The 22,044-nt window shown below is 65.9% G+C and carries 21 protein-coding genes; 19 read left to right on the top strand and 2 right to left on the bottom strand.

Annotated features, from left to right (window positions below; translation table 11 throughout):
* The first annotated feature begins 25 nt into the window (after positions 1-25).
* The 4 genes from Q0672_RS19830 (at position 26) to Q0672_RS19815 (ending at position 3,247) form a co-directional block, all read left to right on the top strand.
* Complete coding sequence (locus tag Q0672_RS19830) at positions 26-1,975, top strand: acyltransferase family protein (RefSeq protein ID WP_298625030.1); 1,950 nt, start codon at positions 26-28, stop codon at positions 1,973-1,975.
* Complete coding sequence (locus tag Q0672_RS19825; RefSeq protein WP_298625029.1) at positions 1,972-2,322, top strand: YkgJ family cysteine cluster protein; 351 nt, start codon at positions 1,972-1,974, stop codon at positions 2,320-2,322. The genes Q0672_RS19830 and Q0672_RS19825 overlap by 4 nt, the downstream gene beginning before the upstream one ends.
* A gap of 106 nt (positions 2,323-2,428) precedes the next feature.
* Positions 2,429-2,917 carry a peptidoglycan-binding protein LysM gene (lysM, locus tag Q0672_RS19820; RefSeq protein ID WP_298625028.1) on the top strand — a complete coding sequence of 163 codons (489 nt, stop codon included), beginning with the start codon at positions 2,429-2,431 and terminating at the stop codon, positions 2,915-2,917.
* 111 nt (positions 2,918-3,028) lie between these two features.
* Positions 3,029-3,247 (top strand): RNA-binding S4 domain-containing protein, encoded by a 219-nt coding sequence (locus Q0672_RS19815; protein ID WP_153161073.1) that lies wholly within the window; start codon positions 3,029-3,031, stop codon positions 3,245-3,247.
* Positions 3,248-3,262: 15 nt separating this feature from the next.
* Here the strand turns inward: Q0672_RS19815 and gstA are convergent, their stop codons facing one another.
* Both gstA and Q0672_RS19805 read right to left on the bottom strand, forming a co-directional pair.
* Positions 3,263-3,871, bottom strand: coding sequence for a glutathione transferase GstA (gene gstA / locus Q0672_RS19810; RefSeq protein ID WP_298625027.1), 609 nt, complete (start codon positions 3,869-3,871; stop codon positions 3,263-3,265).
* Positions 3,872-3,894: 23 nt separating this feature from the next.
* On the bottom strand, positions 3,895-4,281 hold the full coding sequence (locus Q0672_RS19805) for a YchJ family metal-binding protein (protein ID WP_284186711.1): 387 nt from the start codon (positions 4,279-4,281) through the stop codon (positions 3,895-3,897).
* A 220-nt stretch (positions 4,282-4,501) separates the two neighbouring features.
* Between Q0672_RS19805 and Q0672_RS19800 the strand changes: the two genes are divergently transcribed.
* The 15 genes from Q0672_RS19800 (at position 4,502) to Q0672_RS19730 (ending at position 21,910) form a co-directional block, all read left to right on the top strand.
* On the top strand, positions 4,502-7,030 hold the full coding sequence (locus Q0672_RS19800) for an ATP-binding protein (RefSeq protein ID WP_298625025.1): 2,529 nt from the start codon (positions 4,502-4,504) through the stop codon (positions 7,028-7,030).
* A 9-nt stretch (positions 7,031-7,039) separates the two neighbouring features.
* Positions 7,040-7,414, top strand: a complete 375-nt coding sequence (locus Q0672_RS19795; RefSeq protein ID WP_284186709.1) for a response regulator — start codon at positions 7,040-7,042, stop codon at positions 7,412-7,414.
* A 223-nt stretch (positions 7,415-7,637) separates the two neighbouring features.
* Positions 7,638-10,235, top strand: a complete 2,598-nt coding sequence (gene acnB, locus Q0672_RS19790; protein ID WP_298625023.1) for a bifunctional aconitate hydratase 2/2-methylisocitrate dehydratase — start codon at positions 7,638-7,640, stop codon at positions 10,233-10,235.
* A 228-nt stretch (positions 10,236-10,463) separates the two neighbouring features.
* Positions 10,464-11,099 (top strand): helix-turn-helix domain-containing protein, encoded by a 636-nt coding sequence (locus Q0672_RS19785; RefSeq protein ID WP_298625021.1) that lies wholly within the window; start codon positions 10,464-10,466, stop codon positions 11,097-11,099.
* Between the two features lie 581 nt (positions 11,100-11,680).
* Complete coding sequence (locus tag Q0672_RS19780; protein WP_298625019.1) at positions 11,681-12,307, top strand: excisionase family DNA-binding protein; 627 nt, start codon at positions 11,681-11,683, stop codon at positions 12,305-12,307.
* A 116-nt stretch (positions 12,308-12,423) separates the two neighbouring features.
* Entirely contained in the window at positions 12,424-13,524 is a 1,101-nt protein-coding gene (locus tag Q0672_RS19775; RefSeq protein ID WP_298625017.1) for a methyl-accepting chemotaxis protein, read from the top strand.
* Positions 13,525-13,534: 10 nt separating this feature from the next.
* Positions 13,535-13,903: a response regulator gene (locus tag Q0672_RS19770; RefSeq protein WP_153161081.1), complete on the top strand. Its 369-nt coding sequence runs from the start codon at positions 13,535-13,537 to the stop codon at positions 13,901-13,903.
* A gap of 26 nt (positions 13,904-13,929) precedes the next feature.
* Entirely contained in the window at positions 13,930-14,244 is a 315-nt protein-coding gene (locus Q0672_RS19765) for a lipid asymmetry maintenance protein MlaB (RefSeq protein WP_298625015.1), read from the top strand.
* Between the two features lie 18 nt (positions 14,245-14,262).
* The gene (locus Q0672_RS19760; RefSeq protein WP_298625013.1) at positions 14,263-16,485 is read left to right on the top strand and encodes a chemotaxis protein CheA; all 2,223 of its coding nucleotides are present in this window, start codon (positions 14,263-14,265) and stop codon (positions 16,483-16,485) included.
* Positions 16,486-16,513: 28 nt separating this feature from the next.
* On the top strand, positions 16,514-18,118 hold the full coding sequence (locus Q0672_RS19755; protein WP_298625011.1) for a methyl-accepting chemotaxis protein: 1,605 nt from the start codon (positions 16,514-16,516) through the stop codon (positions 18,116-18,118).
* Positions 18,119-18,121: 3 nt separating this feature from the next.
* Positions 18,122-18,685 carry a chemotaxis protein CheW gene (locus Q0672_RS19750; protein WP_153161085.1) on the top strand — a complete coding sequence of 188 codons (564 nt, stop codon included), beginning with the start codon at positions 18,122-18,124 and terminating at the stop codon, positions 18,683-18,685.
* A gap of 4 nt (positions 18,686-18,689) precedes the next feature.
* The gene (locus Q0672_RS19745) at positions 18,690-19,529 is read left to right on the top strand and encodes a protein-glutamate O-methyltransferase CheR (RefSeq protein WP_298625008.1); all 840 of its coding nucleotides are present in this window, start codon (positions 18,690-18,692) and stop codon (positions 19,527-19,529) included.
* Between the two features lie 4 nt (positions 19,530-19,533).
* Positions 19,534-20,073 carry a chemotaxis protein CheD gene (locus tag Q0672_RS19740; RefSeq protein ID WP_298625006.1) on the top strand — a complete coding sequence of 180 codons (540 nt, stop codon included), beginning with the start codon at positions 19,534-19,536 and terminating at the stop codon, positions 20,071-20,073.
* Positions 20,055-21,131, top strand: coding sequence for a chemotaxis response regulator protein-glutamate methylesterase (locus Q0672_RS19735; RefSeq protein WP_298625004.1), 1,077 nt, complete (start codon positions 20,055-20,057; stop codon positions 21,129-21,131). Before Q0672_RS19740 ends, Q0672_RS19735 begins: the two co-directional genes overlap by 19 nt.
* A 161-nt stretch (positions 21,132-21,292) precedes the next feature.
* Complete coding sequence (locus tag Q0672_RS19730) at positions 21,293-21,910, top strand: glutathione S-transferase N-terminal domain-containing protein (protein WP_298625002.1); 618 nt, start codon at positions 21,293-21,295, stop codon at positions 21,908-21,910.
* Positions 21,911-22,044 lie beyond the last annotated feature (134 nt).

Raw genomic sequence — 22,044 nt, 5'->3', positions numbered from 1 at the left:
TCCGCAGCCCTGAGGGCCCGGTTTTGTGGGCCTGAAGTACCGCGGCGAGATCGACGGCCTGCGGGCCGTCGCCGTCTTGCCGGTGATCCTTTTCCACGCTGGCTTCGGCCTTTTCGGCGGCGGCTATGTGGGCGTGGACGTCTTTTTCGTGATCAGCGGCTACCTGATCACGACCATCCTGCTTTCCGAACTCCAGGCCGGCACCTTCACCCTCGTTGGCTTCTACGAGCGGCGTGCCCGGCGCATTCTGCCGGCGCTGTTCGTGGTGATGCTGGTCACGCTGCCTTTTGCTTGGCTGTGGCTGGCGCCGGCCGAGATGCAGAAGTTCTGCAACAGCCTGATCGGCGTCTCGCTGTTTGCGTCCAACGTGCTGTTCTGGCGCGAGAGCGGCTATTTCGACAGCTCGGCGGAGCTCAAGCCGCTGCTCCATACCTGGAGCCTCGCGGTGGAGGAGCAGTACTACCTGTTCTTCCCGCTCCTTTTGATGGCCGCCTGGCGCCTGGGTCGGCGGCGGATCGCGGTGATGCTCGCCGTGCTGCTGGCGGCCAGCCTGGTGGTCGCCGAGTGGGGCCTGCGGCGCGACCCGACCGCCGCCTACTATCTGCTCCCCACCCGGGGCTGGGAGCTGCTCATCGGTGCGCTGGCGGCGCTGGTGCTGTCGGCCCGGGCCGGCGAGAGCGGAGCGCTCGTCCCGCCGCGGGCGTGGATGGGGCAGGTGGCCAGTCTGGCGGGCTTTGGGGCGATCGCCGCGTCGGTCCTTCTGTTTGACCGGAGCACTCCGTTTCCCGGGCTGTATGCGCTGCTGCCCACCGTGGGAACGGCGCTGGTGATCCTCTTCGCCACGCCGCAGACCAGCGTCGGGGCGATCCTCGGCAGCCGCTTCTTCGTGGGCGTGGGGATGCTCAGCTACAGCGCCTATCTGTGGCATCAGCCGCTCCTCGCCTTTGCCCGTGTGCGTGCCATCGGGGCGCCGAGTCACGGGTTGATGGCGGCGCTGGCGGTGGCGTCGGTGGGGCTGGCCTATCTCAGCTGGCGCTTTGTCGAGCGGCCTTTCCGTCAGCGGCGGACGATTCCCCGCCGGGCGGTGTTCGTGCTGAGTGGCGTGTTCCTGCTGTTCTTCATCGCCGTGGGGCAGGGCGGGCGGATGACCGGCGGCTACGAGGCCGCGCGCCTCGACGAGGGCCAGATCGCCCTGCGCAAGACAGCCGAGCCCAGCCCGCTGCGCGATGCCTGCCACACCCTCGATTCACCGGATTTCACCCCGCCGTCCCGCAGCTGCACGTATTTCAGCGGCCGAACGACCTGGGCGGTGTTTGGTGACAGCCACGCGGTTGAGCTCGCCTACGCGCTGGCCGAAGGCTTGCGGGATCACGGGCAGAGCCTCAAGCACCTGAGCTTCAGCGGCTGCGGCCCGGTGCTCGGGCAGGGCGATCTGGACACACCTTGCCGGCGCTGGTCCGATGCGGCGCTGGCCTATCTGCTGTCGCTGCGCGGCGTCGATACGGTGGTGGTGGCCTACCGGATGAATCTGTATCTCTTTGGCAAGCACGAAGGCGTCTATCCGGCGCTGCCCGACACGGTGGGCGAGGCGGCGCGGCAGCGGGTGTGGCGCAGCTACGTGGATCTGGTGACGCGCCTGCACGCGGCCGGCAAGCGGGTGGTGGTGGTGGTGCAGGCGCCAGAGCTGCGCAAGGGCATCGGCGATCTCATCCTGCTGGAGCGCGGCGAGCGGATCGTCGGCGTTGCCGAGCGGTGGTGGATGCGCCGTCAGCGTTTTGTGCGCGATCATCTGGCAGACTTGCCGCCGGGCGTGATCCTGGTGGATCCGGCCGACGTCCTGTGCGACGGCGAAGCCTGTCTGGCGGCTGGCCGGGGCAAGGCGTATTACTTTGACGATGACCACCTGTCGGTGCATGGCGCCCGCAAGGTGGCGGGACAGATTTTCAAACTGGCGGCGCCCTCGGGCCCCTCATGACACGGAGCAAGAGATTGGCCGATCCCTGCCTTACCTGCGGCGCGTGCTGCGCGAGTTTTCGGGTGGATTTCCACGTTTCGGATCTGGAAACCTGCCCCGGCGGCTGCGTGCCGGTGGCCCTGACGGTGCCGGTGACGGCTACCCTGGCGCGGATGCGCGGCACCGACGATGGCCCGCCGCGCTGCATTGCACTGGCCGGCGAGATCGGCCAGGAGGTCAAATGCACGATCTACGACCGCCGCCCCGGCCCGTGCCGGGATTTTGCGCCCTTTGCGGCGCTGGGCATCGGCGACGAAGGCTGTGCCCGCGCCCGGCGCCGTCACGGCATGAAGCCGCTGGGCGAGTGACTTCCTGCCGCTGATGACGATGGTTTGACAGTTAGAAACAAATAATTGATGTCCTTGTCCCGAAGCGGGCTTAGTCTGTCGGTTTGACCACCACCAGGAGAGACATATGGGTTTGCTGAGTTTCGTACGTGAAGCGGGCGAGAAGCTGTTCGGCCGCAAGGATGTGGAAGCCGCCGCCGCCGAGCCCAGTGCCGCCGACAAGCTGGCTGAACTCAACCAGAAGGCCGCTGTCTCCATCGTGGCCTACATCGACAAGCAGGGCCTCGACACCAGCGGGCTGGCGGTGAGCTTTGACGGCGCCAGCAGCACGGTGACCGTGGCCGGCACCGTGCTTGATCAGACCACCAAGGAGAAAGTGCTGCTGTGCTGCGGCAACGTGGATGGCGTGGACAAGGTGGACGACCAGCTTGCCGTGACCAACCCCGAGCCGCCGGCCCAGTTCCATACCGTGGTGCGGGGCGACACCCTGTCGGCCATCGCCAAGGCGTTCTATGGCAATGCCAACGCCTACATGAAGATCTTCGAGGCCAACAAGCCGATGCTCGGCCACCCGGACAAGATCTACCCGGGTCAGGTGCTGCGCATTCCGGCCTGATTCTGGCGTTTGAAGGGCTGCCGGCGGGCGGCCCGGATTGGCGGATTGGGTCGGGTCTGACACAATCCGCCGCTCCTCACATCTTTCGGCATCTGCCCGGAGCCCGCCACCATGACCATCCGTTTCCCCGTCGAAGGCGAATTCATCCAGCTCGACCAACTGCTGAAGGCCTCGGGCCTGTGCGGCTCGGGCGGCGAAGCCAAGCAGCGCGTCGCCGACGGTGCGGTTTTCGTGGATGGGGAAATCGAGAATCGCAAGCGGGCCAAGCTGCGCCCGGGGCAGCGCATCGACTTTGCCGGCGAGACCATCGAACTGGTCGCCGCCGGCTGATCGTCTTCCAGCCTCTTACTTCAACAGCCCTTCGGCCTTGAGCGCCGCCTGAACGGCGGGGCGGGCCTTGATGCGTTCGGCAAAGGCGCCGAGGCTCGGCCACGGGCTGAGATCCACGTTCACCAGTCCCGCCCAGCCCAGCACCGTGAAGAGGTACGCGTCGGCCACCGAGAATTCGTCGCCCAGCAGATAAGGCTTGGCGTCGAGGGCCGCGGCGGCGATCGGAAAGCGGCGGGCCAGGTTGGCCCGGGCAGCTTCGCGCATGTCGTCGCTGGCGGCCGGGTTGAACAGTGGGCTGAAGCTCTTGTGGAGTTCGGTGCCGATGAAGGTCAGCCATTCCTGCAGTCGGGCCCGGGCGAGGGTGCCGGCGGGCGGGGCGAGCTTCTTCTCGGACACCAGGTCGGCCACGTATTGAACGATGGCCGGGCCTTCGGTGAGCAGTTCGCCACCATCCAGCTGCAGTGCCGGCACGTAGCCCTTGGGGTTGATGGCGGCGTAGTTGGCGCCGGTCTCGGTCTCCTTGGTGCGCAGGTTCACCTTTTCGAGGGTGACGTCGAAACCGGCCTCGCGCAGCACGATGTGGGGCGAGAGGGAGCAGGCGCCGGGGGAGTAGTAGAGCTTCATGGGTGTGTCTCCTTGAGTTTTTTTCAGTTTGGGTGGATGTCGCCATCCAGGTACAGCCAGTGGCCATCCTCGCGGACGAAGCGACTGGTTTCGTGCAGGCGGTGGGCGCGGCCGCCGATCTTGTAGCGGGCCACGAATTCCACCACCGCATGGGTCTCGTCGGTCTGCTCGAAGCGCTTCACCGCGAGGCCCAGCCACTTGGTGGGCGGATCGTCGGCAAGGTTCAGGGCGGACGGACGGAAATCGGGATGCCAGGTGGCCAGCAGGTAGTCGTCCCGGCCGAGGGTGAAGGCGGTGTAGCGCGAGCGCATCAGCGCCTCGGCGGTGGGCGCCGGTTCGCCGTGGTCGAGGTGCCGGCCACAACAGGCGGCATATTCGGCGGGCTTGCCGCAGGGGCAGGGATGGGCCATGGGTGGGCAGCGGTTGGAGCAGGAGGCGGCATTCTGGAATGAGGCGGGTGGGCTCTGCAAGCAATCGCGATGCCATTCCTTGAGATTCCGGCATGGGTGCCGTTAGAGACAAGGTCAACGATCTTGGGCAGATAATCAGCATTCCGGTTGCTGGAAGTCGGGGCGTGGTTTGCCCGGCCGGACGGTGCGAGGTGGAGGCATGGGATTGAAAAGTCGGGGAATGGGTATTCGGGGCAAGCTGATCGCGATCTTCGTGGTCATCAAGGTGCTCCCGTTGCTGTTGCTGGCGCTGCTGGCCTGGGGGATGGCCCAGCGGCTCGGGGATACGGTGAGCGCCAGGGCGAGCGCAATGGCCGAGTCGATGCTGGCGACGGTCAAACAGGTGGGCGAAGGCGCCACCAACGATTCGATCAAGGCCCTGGACGACCGGGCGAGGGTCGCCATCGAGCGGCTCACCACCGACACTGCGCGGGCGGTGGCAAGCTTTCTGTATGACCGGGATTCGGATATCCGCCAGGCATCCCTGATCGAGCCTTCCGAAGGCGCGTACCGCAACTTCCTGCTGTATCGGCTGCGGCCAGTCCATCGCCACGGGCAGTGGCAGCTGGCCGAGGACGGCACCCGCTGGGAGCCCGCGGCTTCGGATGAATGGGATGAGGCGCTGGCAGCCGACCCCCGCCAGGCGCTGGCCGACAACGCGAAGGCGTTCAGCGCCCGTCCGCCCGAGTACATTGGTCACGCGGAACCCCGCCCGCTGTTTGTGGAGATGAGCTTCGTCGACCTGCAGGGCAGGGAACGGGTGAAGGTGGTGACCGGCGATCTCATGCCGGGCGAACTGCGTGACGTGAGCAATCCGCTCCACACCTTCCTGAAGGCCGAGCGCTACTGGCCCGAGCTGAAGAAGCTCAAGCCGGGCGAGATCTTCGTCTCGGACGTGATCGGCGCCTACGTGGGCAGCAAGGTGGTGGGCGCGTATCTGCCGGCCAGTGCCAAGAAGGCGGGCATCGAGTTCAAGCCCGAGGAGTCGGCCTACGCGGGCACCGAGAACCCCGTGGGCAAGCGCTTCCGCGGCATCGTGCGGTGGGCGACGCCGGTCCAGCGGGGCGGCAAGATCGTCGGCTACGTGACCCTCGCCCTCGACCACGACCACATCCGCGAGTTCACCGACCACATCAGCCCGACCGATTCGCGCTACACCCCGATCAACGACGCCATCGTCGGCAACTACGCCTTCATGTGGGATCACCGCAGCCGCGCGATCTCGCACCCGCGGGATTACTTCATCCCCGGTTACGATCCGGCCACCGGCGAGCCGGTGACGCCGTGGCTGGACCAGTCGCTCTACGAAGCCTGGCAGGCGTCGGGCAAGTCGTCACGGGACTTCCTCGAGATGGTCAAACCCTTCGACGAGCAGTCGCTCAAGAAGAAGCCGGCGGTGGCGCTGATCAAGGCCGGCACCGTGGGGCTCGACTGTCGCTACCTCAACTTCTCGCCCCAGTGTGCGGGCTGGAACCAGCTCACCGAAAAGGGCGGCTCGGGCTCGTTCGCGATCTTCTTCTCGGGCCTCTGGAAACTGACCACCGCGGCGGCGATCCCGTATTACACCGGCCAGTACGCCCAATCCCCGCGCGGTTTCGGCATCGTCACCATCGGCGCCAACGTGGATGACTTCCACCGGGCGGCGACCGAATCGGCCAAGCGCATCGGGCAGAGCATCGCCGAGATGGACAAGTCGCTCCTCGCCCAGCGCCAGGGGCTGCAGGACGGCATCGCCGAGAACCTGACCCAGACTGCCGGGGCGCTCACGCTATCCACGCTGCTGATGGTGGCGCTGGTGATCGTCGTGGCGATCTGGATGGCCCAGTTCATCACGCGCCGGATCACCACCATGATCGGTGGCCTCGGGCGCTTCCAGGCGGGCGAGTTGTCCTATCGCCTGAAGGTGCAGACCGACGACGAGATGGGGCAACTGGCCCAGTCGTTCAACAGCATGGCCGATGAGGTGCAGGAATCGTTCAAGCGCTCGGAAGAGGCCCGGACCCGGGCGGAGGAGGCCAACAAGCTCAAGTCGGATTTCCTCGCCAGCATGTCCCACGAACTGCGCACGCCGCTCAACGGCATCCTCGGCTATTCGGAACTGCTGCAGCTCGAACTGGCCGATCCGGTCCATCTGGAGTACGCCACCACGATCCAGTCCTCGGGCCAGCACCTGCTGGACATCGTCAATGATCTGCTCGACCTCGCGAAGATCGAGGCCGGGCGGCTCGAATTGAAGTCGACGAACCACGGTCTGGTCGGCCTTGCCCGCGAACTTGTTGGCGCCCACCGCCCCCATGCGCAGGCCAAGGGGCTGTCCCTCGAGCTCGAACTGGCCGACAACCTGCCCGAGTCACTGTCGATGGACATTCAGCGGGTAAGACAGATTCTCAATAATCTCTTGAACAACGCGATCAAGTTCACAGAGAATGGCAGGATTGGCCTTCGCGTGACACTGGACGGCGAGCGGGTTGCCTTTGCCGTCTCCGACACCGGGCCGGGCATCCCGCCCGAGGCACAGGACGTCATTTTCGAGAGATTCCGCCAGTTGGATCAATTCCTGACCCGTGACCACGGTGGCACCGGCCTTGGTCTTGCCCTGGCGCGGGAGCTCGCGCACCTGCTGGGCGGCGACCTTGTCGTGCAGTCGACCATGGGCGTTGGCTCCACATTCACCCTGTTCCTTCCGATCACCCTCCCGCAGTCCCGATAGGCACTTTCCATGAGCGATTCGTCCTCCTCCCTGAAAAGGGTTCTCGTTGTAGACGACAACGTGATCAACCGACGCCTCGCGATCGCATTCGTGAGCCGCCTCGGGTACACCACGGATCAGGCCGAGGATGGCCCGGACGCGCTTGCCAAGCTGGATGCCGAGCCCTTCAGCATCGTGCTCCTGGATATCAGCATGCCCGGCATGTCGGGTGAAGAGGTGCTCGCGCGCATCCGCGCCGACAGCCGATTCGGCGGCCTGCGCGTCATCGCCTATACTGCCCATGCGCTCCCGGAAGAGAGGCAGCGGCTCATTGATGCGGGTTTTGATGATCTGCTGATCAAGCCGATCACGCTGGGCGCCGTCGAGCGCGTGCTCCAGGCCTGATGCACGCACCGGCATGGTGCGGGAGCCGTTGAACTTGCTGGAAAAATTGGATTGTGCGTTCGCACAATCGAGGTAGTTTTAAAATATAATATATATAAGACTTGGCTCTGCCTTATAAAAACCAAAGGCCGGTCTGTGAGGGAGACGCGCCCCGGGGTTTTCCCGGCCCAACGCGCAAGACAGCATCACCGTAATGTAACCATCGTCTAGGAAGGATCTACCCATGCTTGAAGCCTACCGCCAGCACGTTGCCGAGCGTGCCGCCCTCGGCATCCCGCCGCTGCCCCTGTCGAAGCAGCAAACCCAGGCTCTGGTCGAACTGCTGCAGAATCCGCCGGCCGGCGAAGAAGCTTTCCTGGTAGATCTGCTGACTTACCGCGTCCCCGCCGGCGTGGATGACGCCGCCAAGGTCAAGGCCGAGTTCCTGGCCAAGGTCGCCAAGGGCGAAGTGGCCTGTGGTCTGGTTTCCAAGGTCAAGGCCACCGAACTGCTGGGCACCATGCTCGGCGGCTACAACGTCAAGCCGCTGATCGACCTGCTGGGCGACGCCGAATGTGGCGCCCCCGCCGCCGAAGGCCTCAAGAAGACCCTGCTGGTCTTCGACTACTTCCACGACGTCGCCGAACTGGCCAAGGGCGGCAACGCCAACGCCAAGGCCGTGATCCAGTCCTGGGCCGATGCCGAGTGGTTCACCTCCCGTCCGGAAGTTCCGGCCTCCCAGAAGCTCACCGTCTTCAAGGTCACCGGCGAAACCAACACCGACGACCTGTCGCCCGCGCCGGACGCCTGGTCCCGCCCCGACATCCCGCTGCACGCCCTGGCCATGCTGAAGAACCCGCGTCCGGGTATCGAAGCCGACGAGCCGGGCTCCCGTGGCCCGATCAAGCAGCTCGAAGCCCTGGCTGCCAAGGGCAACCTGATCGCCTACGTCGGTGACGTGGTCGGTACCGGTTCCTCCCGCAAGTCCGCCACCAACTCCGTGCTGTGGTTCACCGGCGAAGACATCCCCTTCGTCCCGAACAAGCGCTTTGGCGGCGTCTGCCTGGGCTCCAAGATCGCCCCGATCTTCTTCAACACCATGGAAGATGCCGGCGCGCTGCCGATCGAAATCGACGCCGGCCAGATGGACATGGGCGACGAGATCGAACTGAAGGTTGATGGCGCCACCGGCAAGGTCACCGCCACCAAGAACGGTGCCGTGATCGCCGAATCCCAGCTCAAGACCCTCGTCATCCTCGACGAAGTCCGCGCTGGTGGCCGTATCCCGCTGATCATCGGTCGTGGCCTGACCACCAAGGCCCGCGAATTCCTCGGCCTGCCGGTCTCCACCCTGTTCCGCCTGCCGCAGAACCCGGCCGACGCCGGCACCGGCTACTCCCTGGCCCAGAAGATGGTCGGCCGCGCCTGTGGCCTGCCGGAAGGCAAGGGCATCCTGCCGGGCACCTACTGCGAGCCCAAGATGACCACCGTCGGCTCCCAGGACACCACTGGCCCGATGACCCGCGACGAGCTGAAGGATCTGGCCTGCCTCGGCTTCTCCGCCGATCTGGTGATGCAGTCCTTCTGCCACACCGCCGCCTACCCGAAGCTGGTGGACGTCAAGATGCACCGCGAGCTGCCGTCCTTCATCTCCACCCGTGGCGGTGTTGCGCTGCGTCCGGGCGACGGCGTGATCCACTCCTGGCTGAACCGCCTGCTGCTGCCGGACACCGTCGGCACCGGTGGTGACTCCCACACCCGCTTCCCGATCGGCATCTCCTTCCCGGCCGGTTCCGGTCTGGTCGCCTTTGCTGCCGCCACCGGCGTCATGCCGCTCGACATGCCGGAATCCGTGCTGGTCCGCTTCAAGGGCCAGATGCAGCCGGGCATCACCCTGCGTGACCTGGTCAACGCGATCCCGCTGTACGCCATCAAGGCCGGCCTCCTGACCGTCGAGAAGAAGGGCAAGAAGAACGTCTTCTCCGGCCGCATCCTCGAAATCGAAGGTCTGCCGGATCTGAAGGTCGAACAGGCCTTCGAACTGTCCGACGCCGCCGCCGAGCGTTCCGCCGCCGCTTGCGCGATCGCCCTGAACAAGGAGCCGATCGTCGAGTACATGCGTTCGAACATCACCCTGATGAAGTGGATGATCGCCGAAGGCTACGAAGATGCCCGCACCCTGAAGCGCCGCATCAACGCCATGGAAGACTGGATCGCCAACGGCGTCCTGCTCAAGGGCGACGCCAACGCCCAGTACGCCGCCGTGATCGAGATCGATCTGGCCGACGTCAAGGAGCCGATCGTTGCCTGCCCGAACGACCCGGATGATGTGAAGGTGCTGTCCGAAGTCGCCGGCGACAAGATCGACGAAGTGTTCATCGGCTCGTGCATGACCAACATCGGTCACTTCCGTGCTGCCGGCAAGGTGCTCGATGGCCGGTCCGACATCCCGACCCGTCTGTGGATCGCCCCGCCGACCAAGATGGACGCCCTGATCCTGACCGAAGAAGGCTACTACAGCGTCCTCGGCAAGGCTGGCGCCCGTATGGAAATGCCGGGCTGCTCCCTGTGCATGGGCAACCAGGCGCAGATCCGCAAGGGCTCGACCGCCATGTCCACCTCCACCCGTAACTTCCCGAACCGTCTCGGCATCGACACCCGCGTGTATCTGGGTTCCGCCGAACTGTCCGCGATGTGCGCGCTGCTCGGCAAGATCCCGACCGTGGCCGAGTACATGGAGAACATCAAGGTGGTGAACGCCAAGGCTGCCGACATCTACCGCTACATGAACTTCGACCAGATCCCGTCCTTCGTTGAAGTGGCCGATACCGTCGAGATGTAAGACCTGCTGCTGCGCCCTAAGGCGCTGCTGCATTCAAACCCCGCGTCCCGGCATTGCTGGGCGCGGGGTTTTTTCTTGGGCGCTCCCGACAGACTGGACGACACGGCGTACGGATGTGTGGCGGAGGGGCGATGGCTGAGTTGTGTATTTGTTGAATGTGCGTGAAATAGCCGTATTTGCGCAAATAAACATAAAAATCGATAATAACGAAAACAACAGTCCGCCCCCATGAACCCAGTCCCCTCGACGTCCCTGACCTGTTCCACCCGCGAGGCTGCTCGCTTGCTCGGGGTCAGCGTCCGCACGGCCCAGCTGTGGGTCGAGGATGGGCGGCTCCGTGCCTGGAAAACGCCCGGAGGGCATCGGCGCATCCTGGTCGAGTCGGTCGAGCGGCTGGTGGACGAGCAGCGTCGCGCAGGTGCGACATCCGGGCCCGATGCTTCAAGTGTGCTGATCCTCAAGGAAAACACCCGGGATCGGCGCGCGCTGCAGGCGTTGCTGGGCAGCCTGCTCCCCGACTGCACAGTCGCGGCGGTGTCGAGTGGCTTCGAAGGGTTGATCCGAATCGGCGAGATCAGGCCGGATGTTCTGATCACGGATCTGGGGGTCACGGGCCTTGATTTCTTTCAGATGATTCATTCGTTGCTCGACGATGTCCGGGAGCACCCGATGGTGGTCGTGGTTCTTCTGGCATCAGGCGTTGACAGGGCTGCGGTGAGCGCCCGCCTGCCCGGGGATGTGGTGCTGGTGGAACCGCCGTTTGACGGACATGAACTGGCCGCCCTCGTCTGGGGCCTGCTCCAGAAACACAAGCGCACGACCTTGGCGCAACCCGTAGGCTTGTCGGCCTCCGGGGGCCCATGAGCCCGGGCGGACGCAAGCTCAGTGGCTTCTCTGGTGGCGGTTGTGCCGACTGGTGAAGCTGTTCCCCGTTCGTTGTTCCTGCATGCCGTGCTGTCGGTCCGCGCGCCGCATTCGTTGACGTTGTGAGTTGAACTGTCTTTCCGCCGGTTAGCTGCCGGTGCGCATGAGTGATCCCCAAAGCCCCTGTCCGGAATGCCGGCCAGGGGCTTTTTCTTTCTTCAGATTTTCTCCTTCAAGGCTTCAGTTGCCCTTTAGTACCCAAGGTGGGCAGTGCGACCTCGCTGTGATGAGGGGGATATTCGCTAAAAACAAAAGATTTTAATAACAAAAACAACAAAAATGATTCCTCTTTCCCCGGCTTGGATTGTGAAACAGGATTCTGACACCTGGGGTCAGATTGTCGTACCGATCGGCGTGGCTTTGCATAGTACTGAAAAATATAGAGAAAGTTGAATTGACCGCGATATATGCGCCCTTTTACGGTTCTGCCGGCGGTTGCGCTAAAACATAAAAACGTTAAATGCGACAAAATATTGATTAAAACAATAAAAATGATAATATCGATAAAACAGGTAAGGATTATGACCACAGACGCTCTCTCCGCCCAGACATGTTCCACCCGCGAAGCGGCCCGCTTGCTTGGCATCAGTGTGCGAACGGCCCAGCTATGGGTCGAGGACGGCCGGTTGCAGGCTTGGAAGACGCCGGGCGGGCATCGCCGGATTCTGATGGGTTCGGTCGGACGGTTGCTCGATGAGCAGCAGCGGGCCGGCATGACCCGCCATGCGCCCTTCGGCGTACTCGTGCTTCGCGAGAACCCGCAGGAGCGGCAGGCCTTGCAGCGCCGGCTGGAAGAGGTGCTGTCCGACTGTGTCGTGGTTGGCGTGGGGGATGGGTTTGAAGGGCTGATCCGCATGGGCGAGATGGCGCCCAAGGTGCTGATCACGGATCTGGGGGTCACCGGACTGGACTTCTTCCGGATGATCAACGCGCTGATTACCCACGCCAGGGATCGCGCGATGCTGGTGGTGGTGCTGGTGGCGTCGGAGGCGGACAAGGTGGGGGTGCGCCAGCGTCTGCCGGACGAGGTGGTGATTGTGGGAACCCCGCTCGACAGCTCGGAGCTGACGGTCATGGTGCGGGCTTTTCTGCGCAATTGGCGTCGGGAAAACGAACGGGCTGGGCAGAGTCTGGAGGAGGGGCGGTGATGGAGTCGTACATGCAGGCGCAAGGGATTGCCCGGGAGCAGGCGGCAAATGTTGCAAGGCCCGGTCTGCCGTGGGCTTGGATCGGTCTGGGCGGATTGAGTGCGGGGCTGTTCGTTGTGTTGGGGGGCCTGCGGCCGGAGGTGCTGGCGCTCGCGGCGCTGCAGTGGATCGCGGTGGCGCTGCTCGGTGGCCATCAAGCCCGTCGCCACTGGCTGGCGCTGAATGCGGCGGAGGCCCGGCTTGCCGATGTGCTGCGGGCTCAGGAATCGGTGCTGGCGCCAGTGGAAGGTCTCGACACGCTGTGCGAGGAAGTGCTGCCCGTGTGGAGCGGCCAGGTGGCTCAGGCCCGTCAGCAGACGGAAGACGCCATCACGGCGCTGTCCAACCGCTTTGCGGGCATCTCCACGCGGGTCGAGACCGCGGTGGCCACGTCACGCGAGGCGAGCGGAGAGGATCTGGTGGCACTGCTCAACATGAGCGAGACGGAGCTCGACACGATTGTTGCCGCCCTGCGGGATGCGCTCTCGCACAAGGAGGTGCTGCTCGAGCAGGTGGCACAGCTGGCCAGCATCACCGAATCGCTGCAGCAGATGGCGGGCGAGGTGGCAGACGTGGCCAAGCAGACCAACCTGCTGGCGCTCAACGCCGCCATCGAGGCAGCGCGGGCCGGCGAGGCGGGGCGAGGTTTCGCGGTGGTGGCGGACGAGGTGCGCAAGCTGTCTTCGTCGTCCGGCGATACCGGCAGGAAGATCGGCGAGACAGTGAGTTCAGCGACGCGGGCGATCCACGAGGTGTTGTCGGTCTCCGAGCGCAACGCCCGGGACGATCAGCTGCTGGTGAGCGAATCCGGCCAGCAGATCGGTCAGGTGGTACAGCGCCTGCGCACGGCAGCCGGAAAGTTGGTCGATGCCTCCCAGTCGTTGACTGTCGAGGGGCAGATGGTGGCAGGCGAGATCGGCGAGGTGCTCGTGGCGCTGCAGTTCCAGGATCGGGTCAGTCAGGTGCTCGGGCATGTGGAGTCCGACATGGGACGGCTCAAGGGGCACCTCGCCGGTGTGCGTGCGGACCAGCAATCCGGCATCGCCCCGCAACCGATCGACGTCGGGATGTGGATGGTGGAGATGGCCCGCGCCTACACCACACCCGAACAACATTCCCTGCATCGGGGCGAGGCTGCGGCCCGTGCCCAGGATGCAGCAGGCATCACATTCTTTTAAGGAAACACACATGGCAAAGACCATCCTCATCGTGGATGACTCGGCGTCCCTGCGTCAGGTCGTCGCCATCGCGCTGCGCGGGGCAGGCTACGAAGTGCTGGAAGGCTGCGACGGGCGGGACGCCCTGGGCAAGCTGGACGGCCGCAAGGTGCATCTCATCATCAGCGACGTGAACATGCCGAACATGGACGGCATCAGCTTCGTGAAGGCGGTCAAGCAGCTTCCGGCCTACCGCTTCACGCCGGTGATCATGCTCACCACCGAGGCCGGCGAGGACAAGAAGCGCGAGGGCCAGGCGGCCGGCGCCAAGGCGTGGGTGGTGAAGCCCTTCCAGCCGCAGCAGATGCTCGGCGCGGTTGCCAAGCTGGTCCTGCCCTGAATCCGCCTGCCGGAGGAGAGAACACCATGAACGCATCCGATCACAAGAACCTTGGCAGCAGCCATGTCGTGATTACTGGCGAGATGACCATCTACACCGCCCGCGAATGGCGTGACGAGCTGCTGGCCGCGCTGGCCGCGCCGGGTGATGTGGAGCTTGACCTGTCGGGCGTCAGCGACATCGACGCGGCGGGCATCCAGCTGCTGGTGTCGCTGCGCCTGGAGGCGGCCGACGGCGACCGGGGCTTCAATGTGCGCGCCGCCAGCAAGCGGGTTCTGGAGGCGTTCGAGTTCTGTCGCCTGCTTAGATTCTTCGAGCTCGAGCCGGCTGCTCAGGCCTGACACGCGGAGCTGCCGACCATGACCGACCATTTCGAAGATCCGCTCCAGACCTTCATCGCCGAGAGCCGCGAACTGCTCCAGCAGATGGAAGATGCGCTGCTGGAAGTCGAGGGCAACGCCGACGACCCCGAAACCATCAACGCGATCTTTCGCGCCGCGCACACCATCAAGGGCTCGGCGGGGCTGTTCTCGCTGGACCACATCGTGGCCTTCACCCACGTGGCGGAGAGCGTGCTTGATCGGATCCGCGCCCACCAGCTCGCCTTCGAGCCGGCTTTCGGGGCGCTGTTTCTGGAAGTCTGCGACCAGCTGGGCGCGTTGATCGACGGCCTGGCCGCCGGTGAGGCGCCAGACGACGCGATCACCGCCCGGAGCACGGCGCTTACCGCCCGGCTGCAGGCGGTCCTCGACCGGGGTGCCAGCCCGGTGGCGCAGTCCGAGCTTTCCGAAGCCACCGGAGCCGCCGTCGCCAGGCTGCCGTCGGTGCCGGATGCGGGCTCCGTGGCCAGCGGCCTGTGGCACGTGTCGATGCGGCCGGGTGCCGACCTGCTGCGTAACGGCATGGACCCGCTGTCGATCCTGAACTACCTGGGCACCCTCGGAGAGATCGTCAGCCTCGAGACCGTGATCGGTGGCGTTCCGCCCCTGTCGGCCCTTGATCCGGAAACCTGCTACCTCGGCTTCGACCTCAGCTTTGCCAGCCAGGCCGACGCCGCCACGGTGAATGGCGCTTTCGATTTCGTGCGGGAGGACAGCCTGGTGCGGATCATCCCGCCTTACGGCCCGCTGGACGACTACCGGGCGTTGTTCCGCGACCTGCCGGAAGACAATCTGCTGCTGGGCGAGATGCTCGTCCGCTGCGGGTCGCTCACCGCCGACGAGCTGGCCCTGGCCCTGCGCACCCAGGAGGCCCGCGCCGACGCCTGCCAGATCACCGGTGAAATCCCCCCGCTGATCGGCGAGGTGCTCGTCGAGCAGCAACTGGTGGATGCGCCGCTGGTGGATGCGGCCCTCGATCACCAGCAGGAGGCCCGGAAGGCCCGGGCTGGCGAGCCGACCCTGATCCGGGTGGATGCCGCCAAGCTCGACCAGCTCATCAACCTGGTGGGCGAGCTCATCATCGCCGGGGCTGGCGCTCAGCTGGTGGCCCGGCGGGTCAAGGTGCCCGAGCTGGTGGAAGCCACCGGCGTGCTGTCGCGGCTGGTGGAGGACGTGCGCGATTCGGCGCTCAACCTGCGCATGGTGCAGATCGGCGCCACCTTCAGCCGCTTTCGCCGGGTCGTCCGGGACGTGGCCGCCGAGCTGGGCAAGGACATCCAGCTCGACATCCGCGGCGGCGAAACCGAGCTGGACAAGACCGTCGTCGAGAAGATCGGCGATCCGCTCACCCATATCGTGCGCAACGCCCTGGACCACGGCATCGAGCCGGCCGACGTGCGCGCCGCCCGCGGCAAGCCGCGGCAGGGCCGGCTCAGCCTGAACGCCTATCACGAGTCGGGGAGCATCGTCATCGAGGTGAGCGACGACGGTGGCGGGCTGCGCAAGGAGCGCATCCTGCAGAAGGCGGTCGAGCGCGGGCTGGTGAGCGAAGGCCAGGTGTTGTCGGACAAGGAGATCTTCGGCCTCGTCTTCGAGCCCGGCTTCTCCACCGCGACCCAGGTCAGCAACCTTTCGGGGCGTGGCGTGGGGATGGATGTGGTCAAGCGCAACATCCTGGCGCTGCGCGGCACGGTGGATCTGGACAGCGTGGAAGGGCAGGGCACCACGGTGCGCCTGCGCCTGCCGCTGACACTGGCCATCATCGACGGCTTTCTCATCGGGGCCGGCAGCGCGTCCTACGTGGTGCCCCTGGAGCAGGTGCTGGAGTGCATCGAGCTGCCCGAAAAGGACAAGCCCGAGCAGGGCGCGAGCTACCTCAACCTGCGCGGCGAGGTGCTGCCTTTCGTGCGCCTGCGCGATCTGTTCGACATCCCGGGCGAAGCGCCCCGCCGCGAGAACGTGGTGGTGGTGCAGTACGCCGGGGAGCGCGCCGGGCTGGTGGTGGATCAGCTCTTCGGCGAGTTCCAGACCGTCATCAAGCCCCTCGGCAAGGTCTTCAGTCATATCCGCTGCATCGGCGGTTCCACCATTCTGGGCAGCGGAGAAGTTGCCCTGATCCTTGATGTTCCTGGGCTGGTTCGGCAGGTGACCGAGCGCCAACCCGTTTCCCGTCACCTGTATTCCACCCTGTCGCCGGTTTGATCCGTCGGCCACCACTTGGAGAATCGTCATGACCGTCAGCAAGAAAATGCTGTCCCTGATCCTGTCCGCTGCGTTCGGGATCATCCTTCTGGCCATCGTCGGCCTGACCCAGATGAGCCGGGTCTATGAAACCACCAACTACGCCAATGAGATCGTGGTGCCCAGCGTCCTCACGCTGGACGCGGCGTTCGCACCGATGGCTGCCGCCCGCACCCAGCTGTGGCAGCACATCGCCGCGTCCGACACGGCGGTGATGACCGGCCTCGAAGAGAAGATCGCCGCCAACCACCGCAAGATCGACGAAGCCCTGAAGAAGTACGAAGGCCTCCTCAGTGACGAGAAGGACAAGAGCCTGCTGGCCGCCGACCGGGCTGCGCTGGCCGAGTTCGACCAGCTTCGCGATCGGGTCTATGTGCTCTCGCGGGTGAACAAGATGGAAGAGGCGCGGGATCTGCTGATGGCCAACCAGGCCACGATGGCCCGCCTGTGGGACGCCTTCGAGGAGCACCGCCAGTACAACGCCGAGCTGGGCAGGAAGACCGCCGAGGACGCCGCCCACAGCATCGCCAGCGCCCGCTGGGTGGCGATCGGGATTGGCGCGGCCACGCTGGTCGCGGTGTCGCTCATCGGTGTGCTGATCACCCGCAGCCTGATGCAGCAGCTGGGCGGCGAGCCGGGTTACGCGGCCCAGGTGGTGTCGAAGATCGCCGAAGGCGACATGACGCTGACCGTCGACACCAAGGCCGGCGACACGACCAGCCTGCTCTACAACGTGAAGATCATGAACGAGCGGCTCACGTCCATCATCACCGAAGTGCGCAGCTCGGCCGATTCGCTCTCCAGCGCGTCGGAAGAGGTGAGCGCCACCGCCCAGAGCCTGTCCCAGTCGTCCAGCGAGCAGGCAGCGAGCGTCGAGGAGACCTCGGCGTCGATGGAGCAGATGTCGGCGTCCGTTACCCAGAACAGCGAGAACGCCACCCTCACCGACAGCATGGCGGCCAAGGCGGCCAAGGAGGCGATCGAAGGCGGCGAGGCTGTGCGCTCCACCGTCGAGGCCATGAAGAGCATCGCCGACAAGATCGGCATCGTCGACGACATCGCCTACCAGACCAATCTGCTGGCCCTCAATGCGGCCATCGAGGCGGCCCGGGCCGGCGAGCACGGCAAGGGTTTTGCGGTGGTGGCGGCCGAGGTGCGCAAGCTGGCCGAGCGCAGCCAGGTGGCGGCCCAGGAGATCTCCGAGACCGCCAAGAGCAGCGTGGCCCTGGCCGAACGGGCCGGGACGCTGTTCGAAGGGATCATCCCGAGCATCACCAAGACCTCCGATCTGGTCCAGGAGATCGCCTCCGCGTCGGACGAGCAGAGCTCCGGCGTCGGCCAGATCAACTCGGCGATGGCCCAGCTCTCCCAGACCACCCAGCAGAACGCCTCGGCCTCCGAGGAGCTCGCGGCCACCGCCGAAGAGATGAGCGCCCAGGCCGAGCAGCTGAGCAAGGCGATGGCCTACTTCAAGCTTGCCAGCGGCCATCGGGCACGGCCCGCCCGCGCCGAGGCCGCCAGCCGTGCCGAGAGCCGTCGCCAGTCGGGCCGGGCGCCGATCTTTGAAACCGAGTTTGTCCAGTTCGAGGGCTGAGCGATGGCCACGCTTGCCAGGAAAGACCTGCCGGCGGTGGCCTTGGAGCCCCGCCAGTACCTGACCTTCACCCTGGGCGGCGAGATGTACGCCGTCGAGACCCTCAGCGTGAAGGAGATCATCGAGTACGGTCAGGTGACCACCGTGCCGATGATGCCGAGGAGCATCCGCGGCGTCATCAACCTGCGCGGCGCGGTGGTGCCGGTGATCGACCTGAAGGCGCGCTTCGGCGGCCAGCCCACCGAGGTCACCCGGCGCACCTGTATCGTCATCATCGAGATGAGCGGCAGCGACGAGTGCCAGGTGCTGGGCATCGTGGTGGATACGGTGAGCGAGGTGCTGGAGATCCCACCCGGCGAGATCGAGCCGCCGCCGGCCTTTGGCGCGCGCATCCGGGCGGATTTCATCCGCGGCATGGGCAAGGTGGGCGGTGGCTTCGTGATCCTGCTCAACGTGGAGGCGGTGCTGTCCACGGACGAGCTGTCGGCGCTCGACGAGCTGTCGCGGCACGGGCAGCCGGTGGACGCCGGCGCCTTGCCGCGTCTTGCCAGCAGCGTGGTGGTCTGAAGCCATGACGACGACCGCCGTCCGGGGCCACGTCATGGGTCTGCAGGGCCAGCTGACGGATCGGGAGTTCGCCCAGTTCCGCGCGATGATGTACTCGCTGGCCGGGATCAGCCTGTCCGACGCCAAGAAGCAGCTGGTGGCCGGGCGGCTGGCCCGCCGGCTGCGCCAGCTGGATCTGGACGGCTACGGCAGCTACCTGAAGCGGGTGCAGGCCGATGCCGATGAGCGTCAGATCGCGGTGGATCTGCTGACCACCAACGAAACCTACTTCTTCCGCGAGCCAAAGCATTTCGACTTCCTGCGCAGCCACGCGCTGCCCGAGCTGAAGGGGCAGAGTACGGTGCGGGTGTGGAGCGGCGCCTGCTCCAGCGGCGAGGAGCCCTACACCATCGCCATGGTGATGGCCGAGGTGCTGGCGGGGCGCCCGTGGGAAATCGTCGCGTCGGACCTCTCCACCCGCGTGCTGGCCCATGCGCGGGAGGGGCGTTACCCGATGGACGACGCGGCGGGCATCCCCCGGCCGCTGCTGGCGAAGTACTGCCTGAAGGGCATCGGCAGCCAGGACGGCACTTTCATGATGAAGCCCGAACTGCGCGGGCGCATCAACTTCCGCCAGATCAACCTGAACGCCGCCTTGCCGGACATCGGCCAGTTCGACGTGATCTTCCTGCGCAACGTGATGATCTATTTCGACCTGGAGACCAAGCGTCAGGTGATCCGGCGCATCCTGCCGCTGCTGCGGCCGGGGGGCTATTTCATGCTCAGCCATTCGGAGAACCTCAACGGCATCTCCGATGCGCTGAAGACCGTCCGTCCGTCGATCTACCGCAAGCCGGCGGCCTGAACCCATGCGCATGCCCGACGGGGTCGTCGAGATCTTCCTGCAGCCGGGCGAATGGTACTTCGGCGACAAGCACACGCGCATCCGCACCGTGCTCGGCTCCTGCGTGTCGGCGGTGTTCTGGCATCCCGGGGCGCGGGTGGGTGGCATGTGCCACTTCATGCTGCCCACCCGCGGCGAGCGCCACGGCCGCAGGCCCGACGGGCGCTACGGCGATGAGGCCTTCGGGCTGCTGCTCGACGAGATCCACCGGGCGGGGCTGGACACCAGCGGCGTGCGGGTGCGGCTCTTTGGCGGCGGCGACATGTTCCCCGGCGTGGTGAGCGGCGCCACATCGAAGTCGGTGGGCCGCCAGAACGTGGAGGCGGCCCTGCGGCTGGTGGAGCGGCACCGCCTGCTGTGCAGCGCAACCCATATGGAAGGCTACGGCCACCGACACCTGATCTTCGACGTGTGGAGCGGCCGCGTGACCATGCGGCACGGCATGCTGCCGGGCCCTTCAAGAACAACCAGAAAAGGATTTTCCCCATGCCCACCATCAAGGTGATGATCGTCGACGATTCGGCGGTGGTCCGTCAGGTCCTGTCCGCCACGCTGGATGAGGATGTCGGCATCGAGGTGATCGGCGCCGCCGTGGACCCGGTGTTCGCCCTGGAGAAGATGAAGGCCCAGTGGCCCGACGTGATCGTCCTCGACGTGGAGATGCCGCGGATGGACGGCATCACCTTCCTGCGCCGGATCATGGCCGAGCGGCCCACGCCGGTGGTGATTTGCTCGACCCTCACCGAGAATGGCTCGGAGACGGCGCTGCAGGCCCTGTCGGCCGGCGCCGTGTGCGTGGTGACCAAGCCCAAGGTGGGGCTCAAGCAGTTTCTCCACGATTGCTCCGACGATCTCATCAGCGCGGTGAAGGCCGCGGCCCGGTCCAACGTGCGGCGCCTGGTGCCCAGCGCCCCTGCACCGAGCGCCGTCGCGCCCAAGCTTTCAGCCGACGCGATCCTGCCCGCGGGCTCGGCGATGGCGCAGACCACCGAAACGGTGGTGGCTATCGGCACCTCCACCGGCGGCACCCAGGCGCTGGAGTCCGTGCTGCGGGCGCTGCCCCGGGTGTCGCCGGGGATCGTCGTGGTGCAGCACATGCCGGAGAAGTTCACCGGCGCCTTTGCCCAGCGCCTTGATGGCCTGTGCGAGGTGGAGGTCCGCGAGGCCCGCCACGGCGACCGGGTGATGCCGGGCCGGGTGCTCATCGCCCCGGGCGGGCGGCACATGCTGCTCAAGCGTAGCGGCGCGCAGTACGTGGTCGACGTGATCGACGGCCCGCCGGTGAGCCGTCACCGGCCGTCGGTGGATGTGCTGTTCCGGTCTGCCGCGCGCTTTGCCGGCCGCAACGCGGTGGGCGTCATCATGACCGGGATGGGCGACGACGGCGCCCGTGGCCTCAAGGAAATGCACGACGCTGGCGCCTGGACGGTGGCCCAGGACGAAGCCAGCTGCGTGGTCTATGGCATGCCCAAGGAGGCCGTGAAGCTGGGCGGGGTGGACAAGGTGCTATCGCTCACCGACATCCCGGCGGCGATCCTCGGCCGGATCAGCCGCCGTAGTTGACCCTGGCGCCTGGGCGGAACACGACAATCCGCCAGCCCTTTTCGGCGCCTTGCCGACAAGGCCGGAGGGCGTGAGGCTGCGCCAGGCGGGCGCGGCCCGGCCCAGGCTGATGGCATCGATCTTGCACGAGGCGTTTGTCCCGCCACCTGCAAGGCTTGCCCATGAAGTTCTACATGACCCCCGGCTCGTGCTCCACCGGCATCCACATCCTGCTCGAGGAGGTGGGCGCGGTGTTCGAGGCGTACATCGTCAATCTGCCCGCGGGCGACCACCTCAAGCCCGACTATCTGGCGATCAACCCGAAGGGCACCATCCCGACCCTGGTGCGTAACGATGGCACGGCGATCACCGAGTTCCAGGCGATCGCCTGGTGGCTGGCCCGTCAGTACCCGCGACGCGGGCTGCTGCCCACCGATGCCGAGGGCGAGGTGCGCGTGCTGGAGGCGATGAACCACGCGGTCGGCACCATCCACGGCCAGGGCTTCACGCGGATCTTCACCACCGCCAGCTTCACCCCTAACCCGGCTGACCACGACGCGGTGCAGGCCCGCGGGCGGCAGATCGTTGCGGACGGCTTCGCGGTGATGGATGGCCTGCTCGCCGGGCGGGAATACCTGGCCGGCACCTTCTCGATCGCCGACGCGGCGCTGTTCTACACGGAGTTCTGGGCCGACCGGCTGAAGCTGCCCCTGCCGCCCAACTGCGCGGCCCACTTCCGCCGCATGCTGGCGCGCCCGGCGGTGAGCCAGGTGCTGCGGGAGGAGGGCTATCGGGTATGAGCGGCACGCCGTTTGCCGCCATTCAATGAAAACGGCCCCTCCGGAGAGGGGCCGTTTTGCATGGGCAGGGCTGGATCAGCCGCAGGTGCCGACTGCGCCGCAGGCGGTGCAGAAGTCGCAGCCGTCCTTGCGGA

The organism is uncultured Zoogloea sp., assembly GCF_937894855.1.
GTDB classification, from domain to species: domain Bacteria; phylum Pseudomonadota; class Gammaproteobacteria; order Burkholderiales; family Rhodocyclaceae; genus Zoogloea; species Zoogloea oryzae.
The sequence above is the reverse complement of the archived record's forward strand: the minus strand, read 5'-3'. Positions and strand labels throughout refer to the sequence as shown.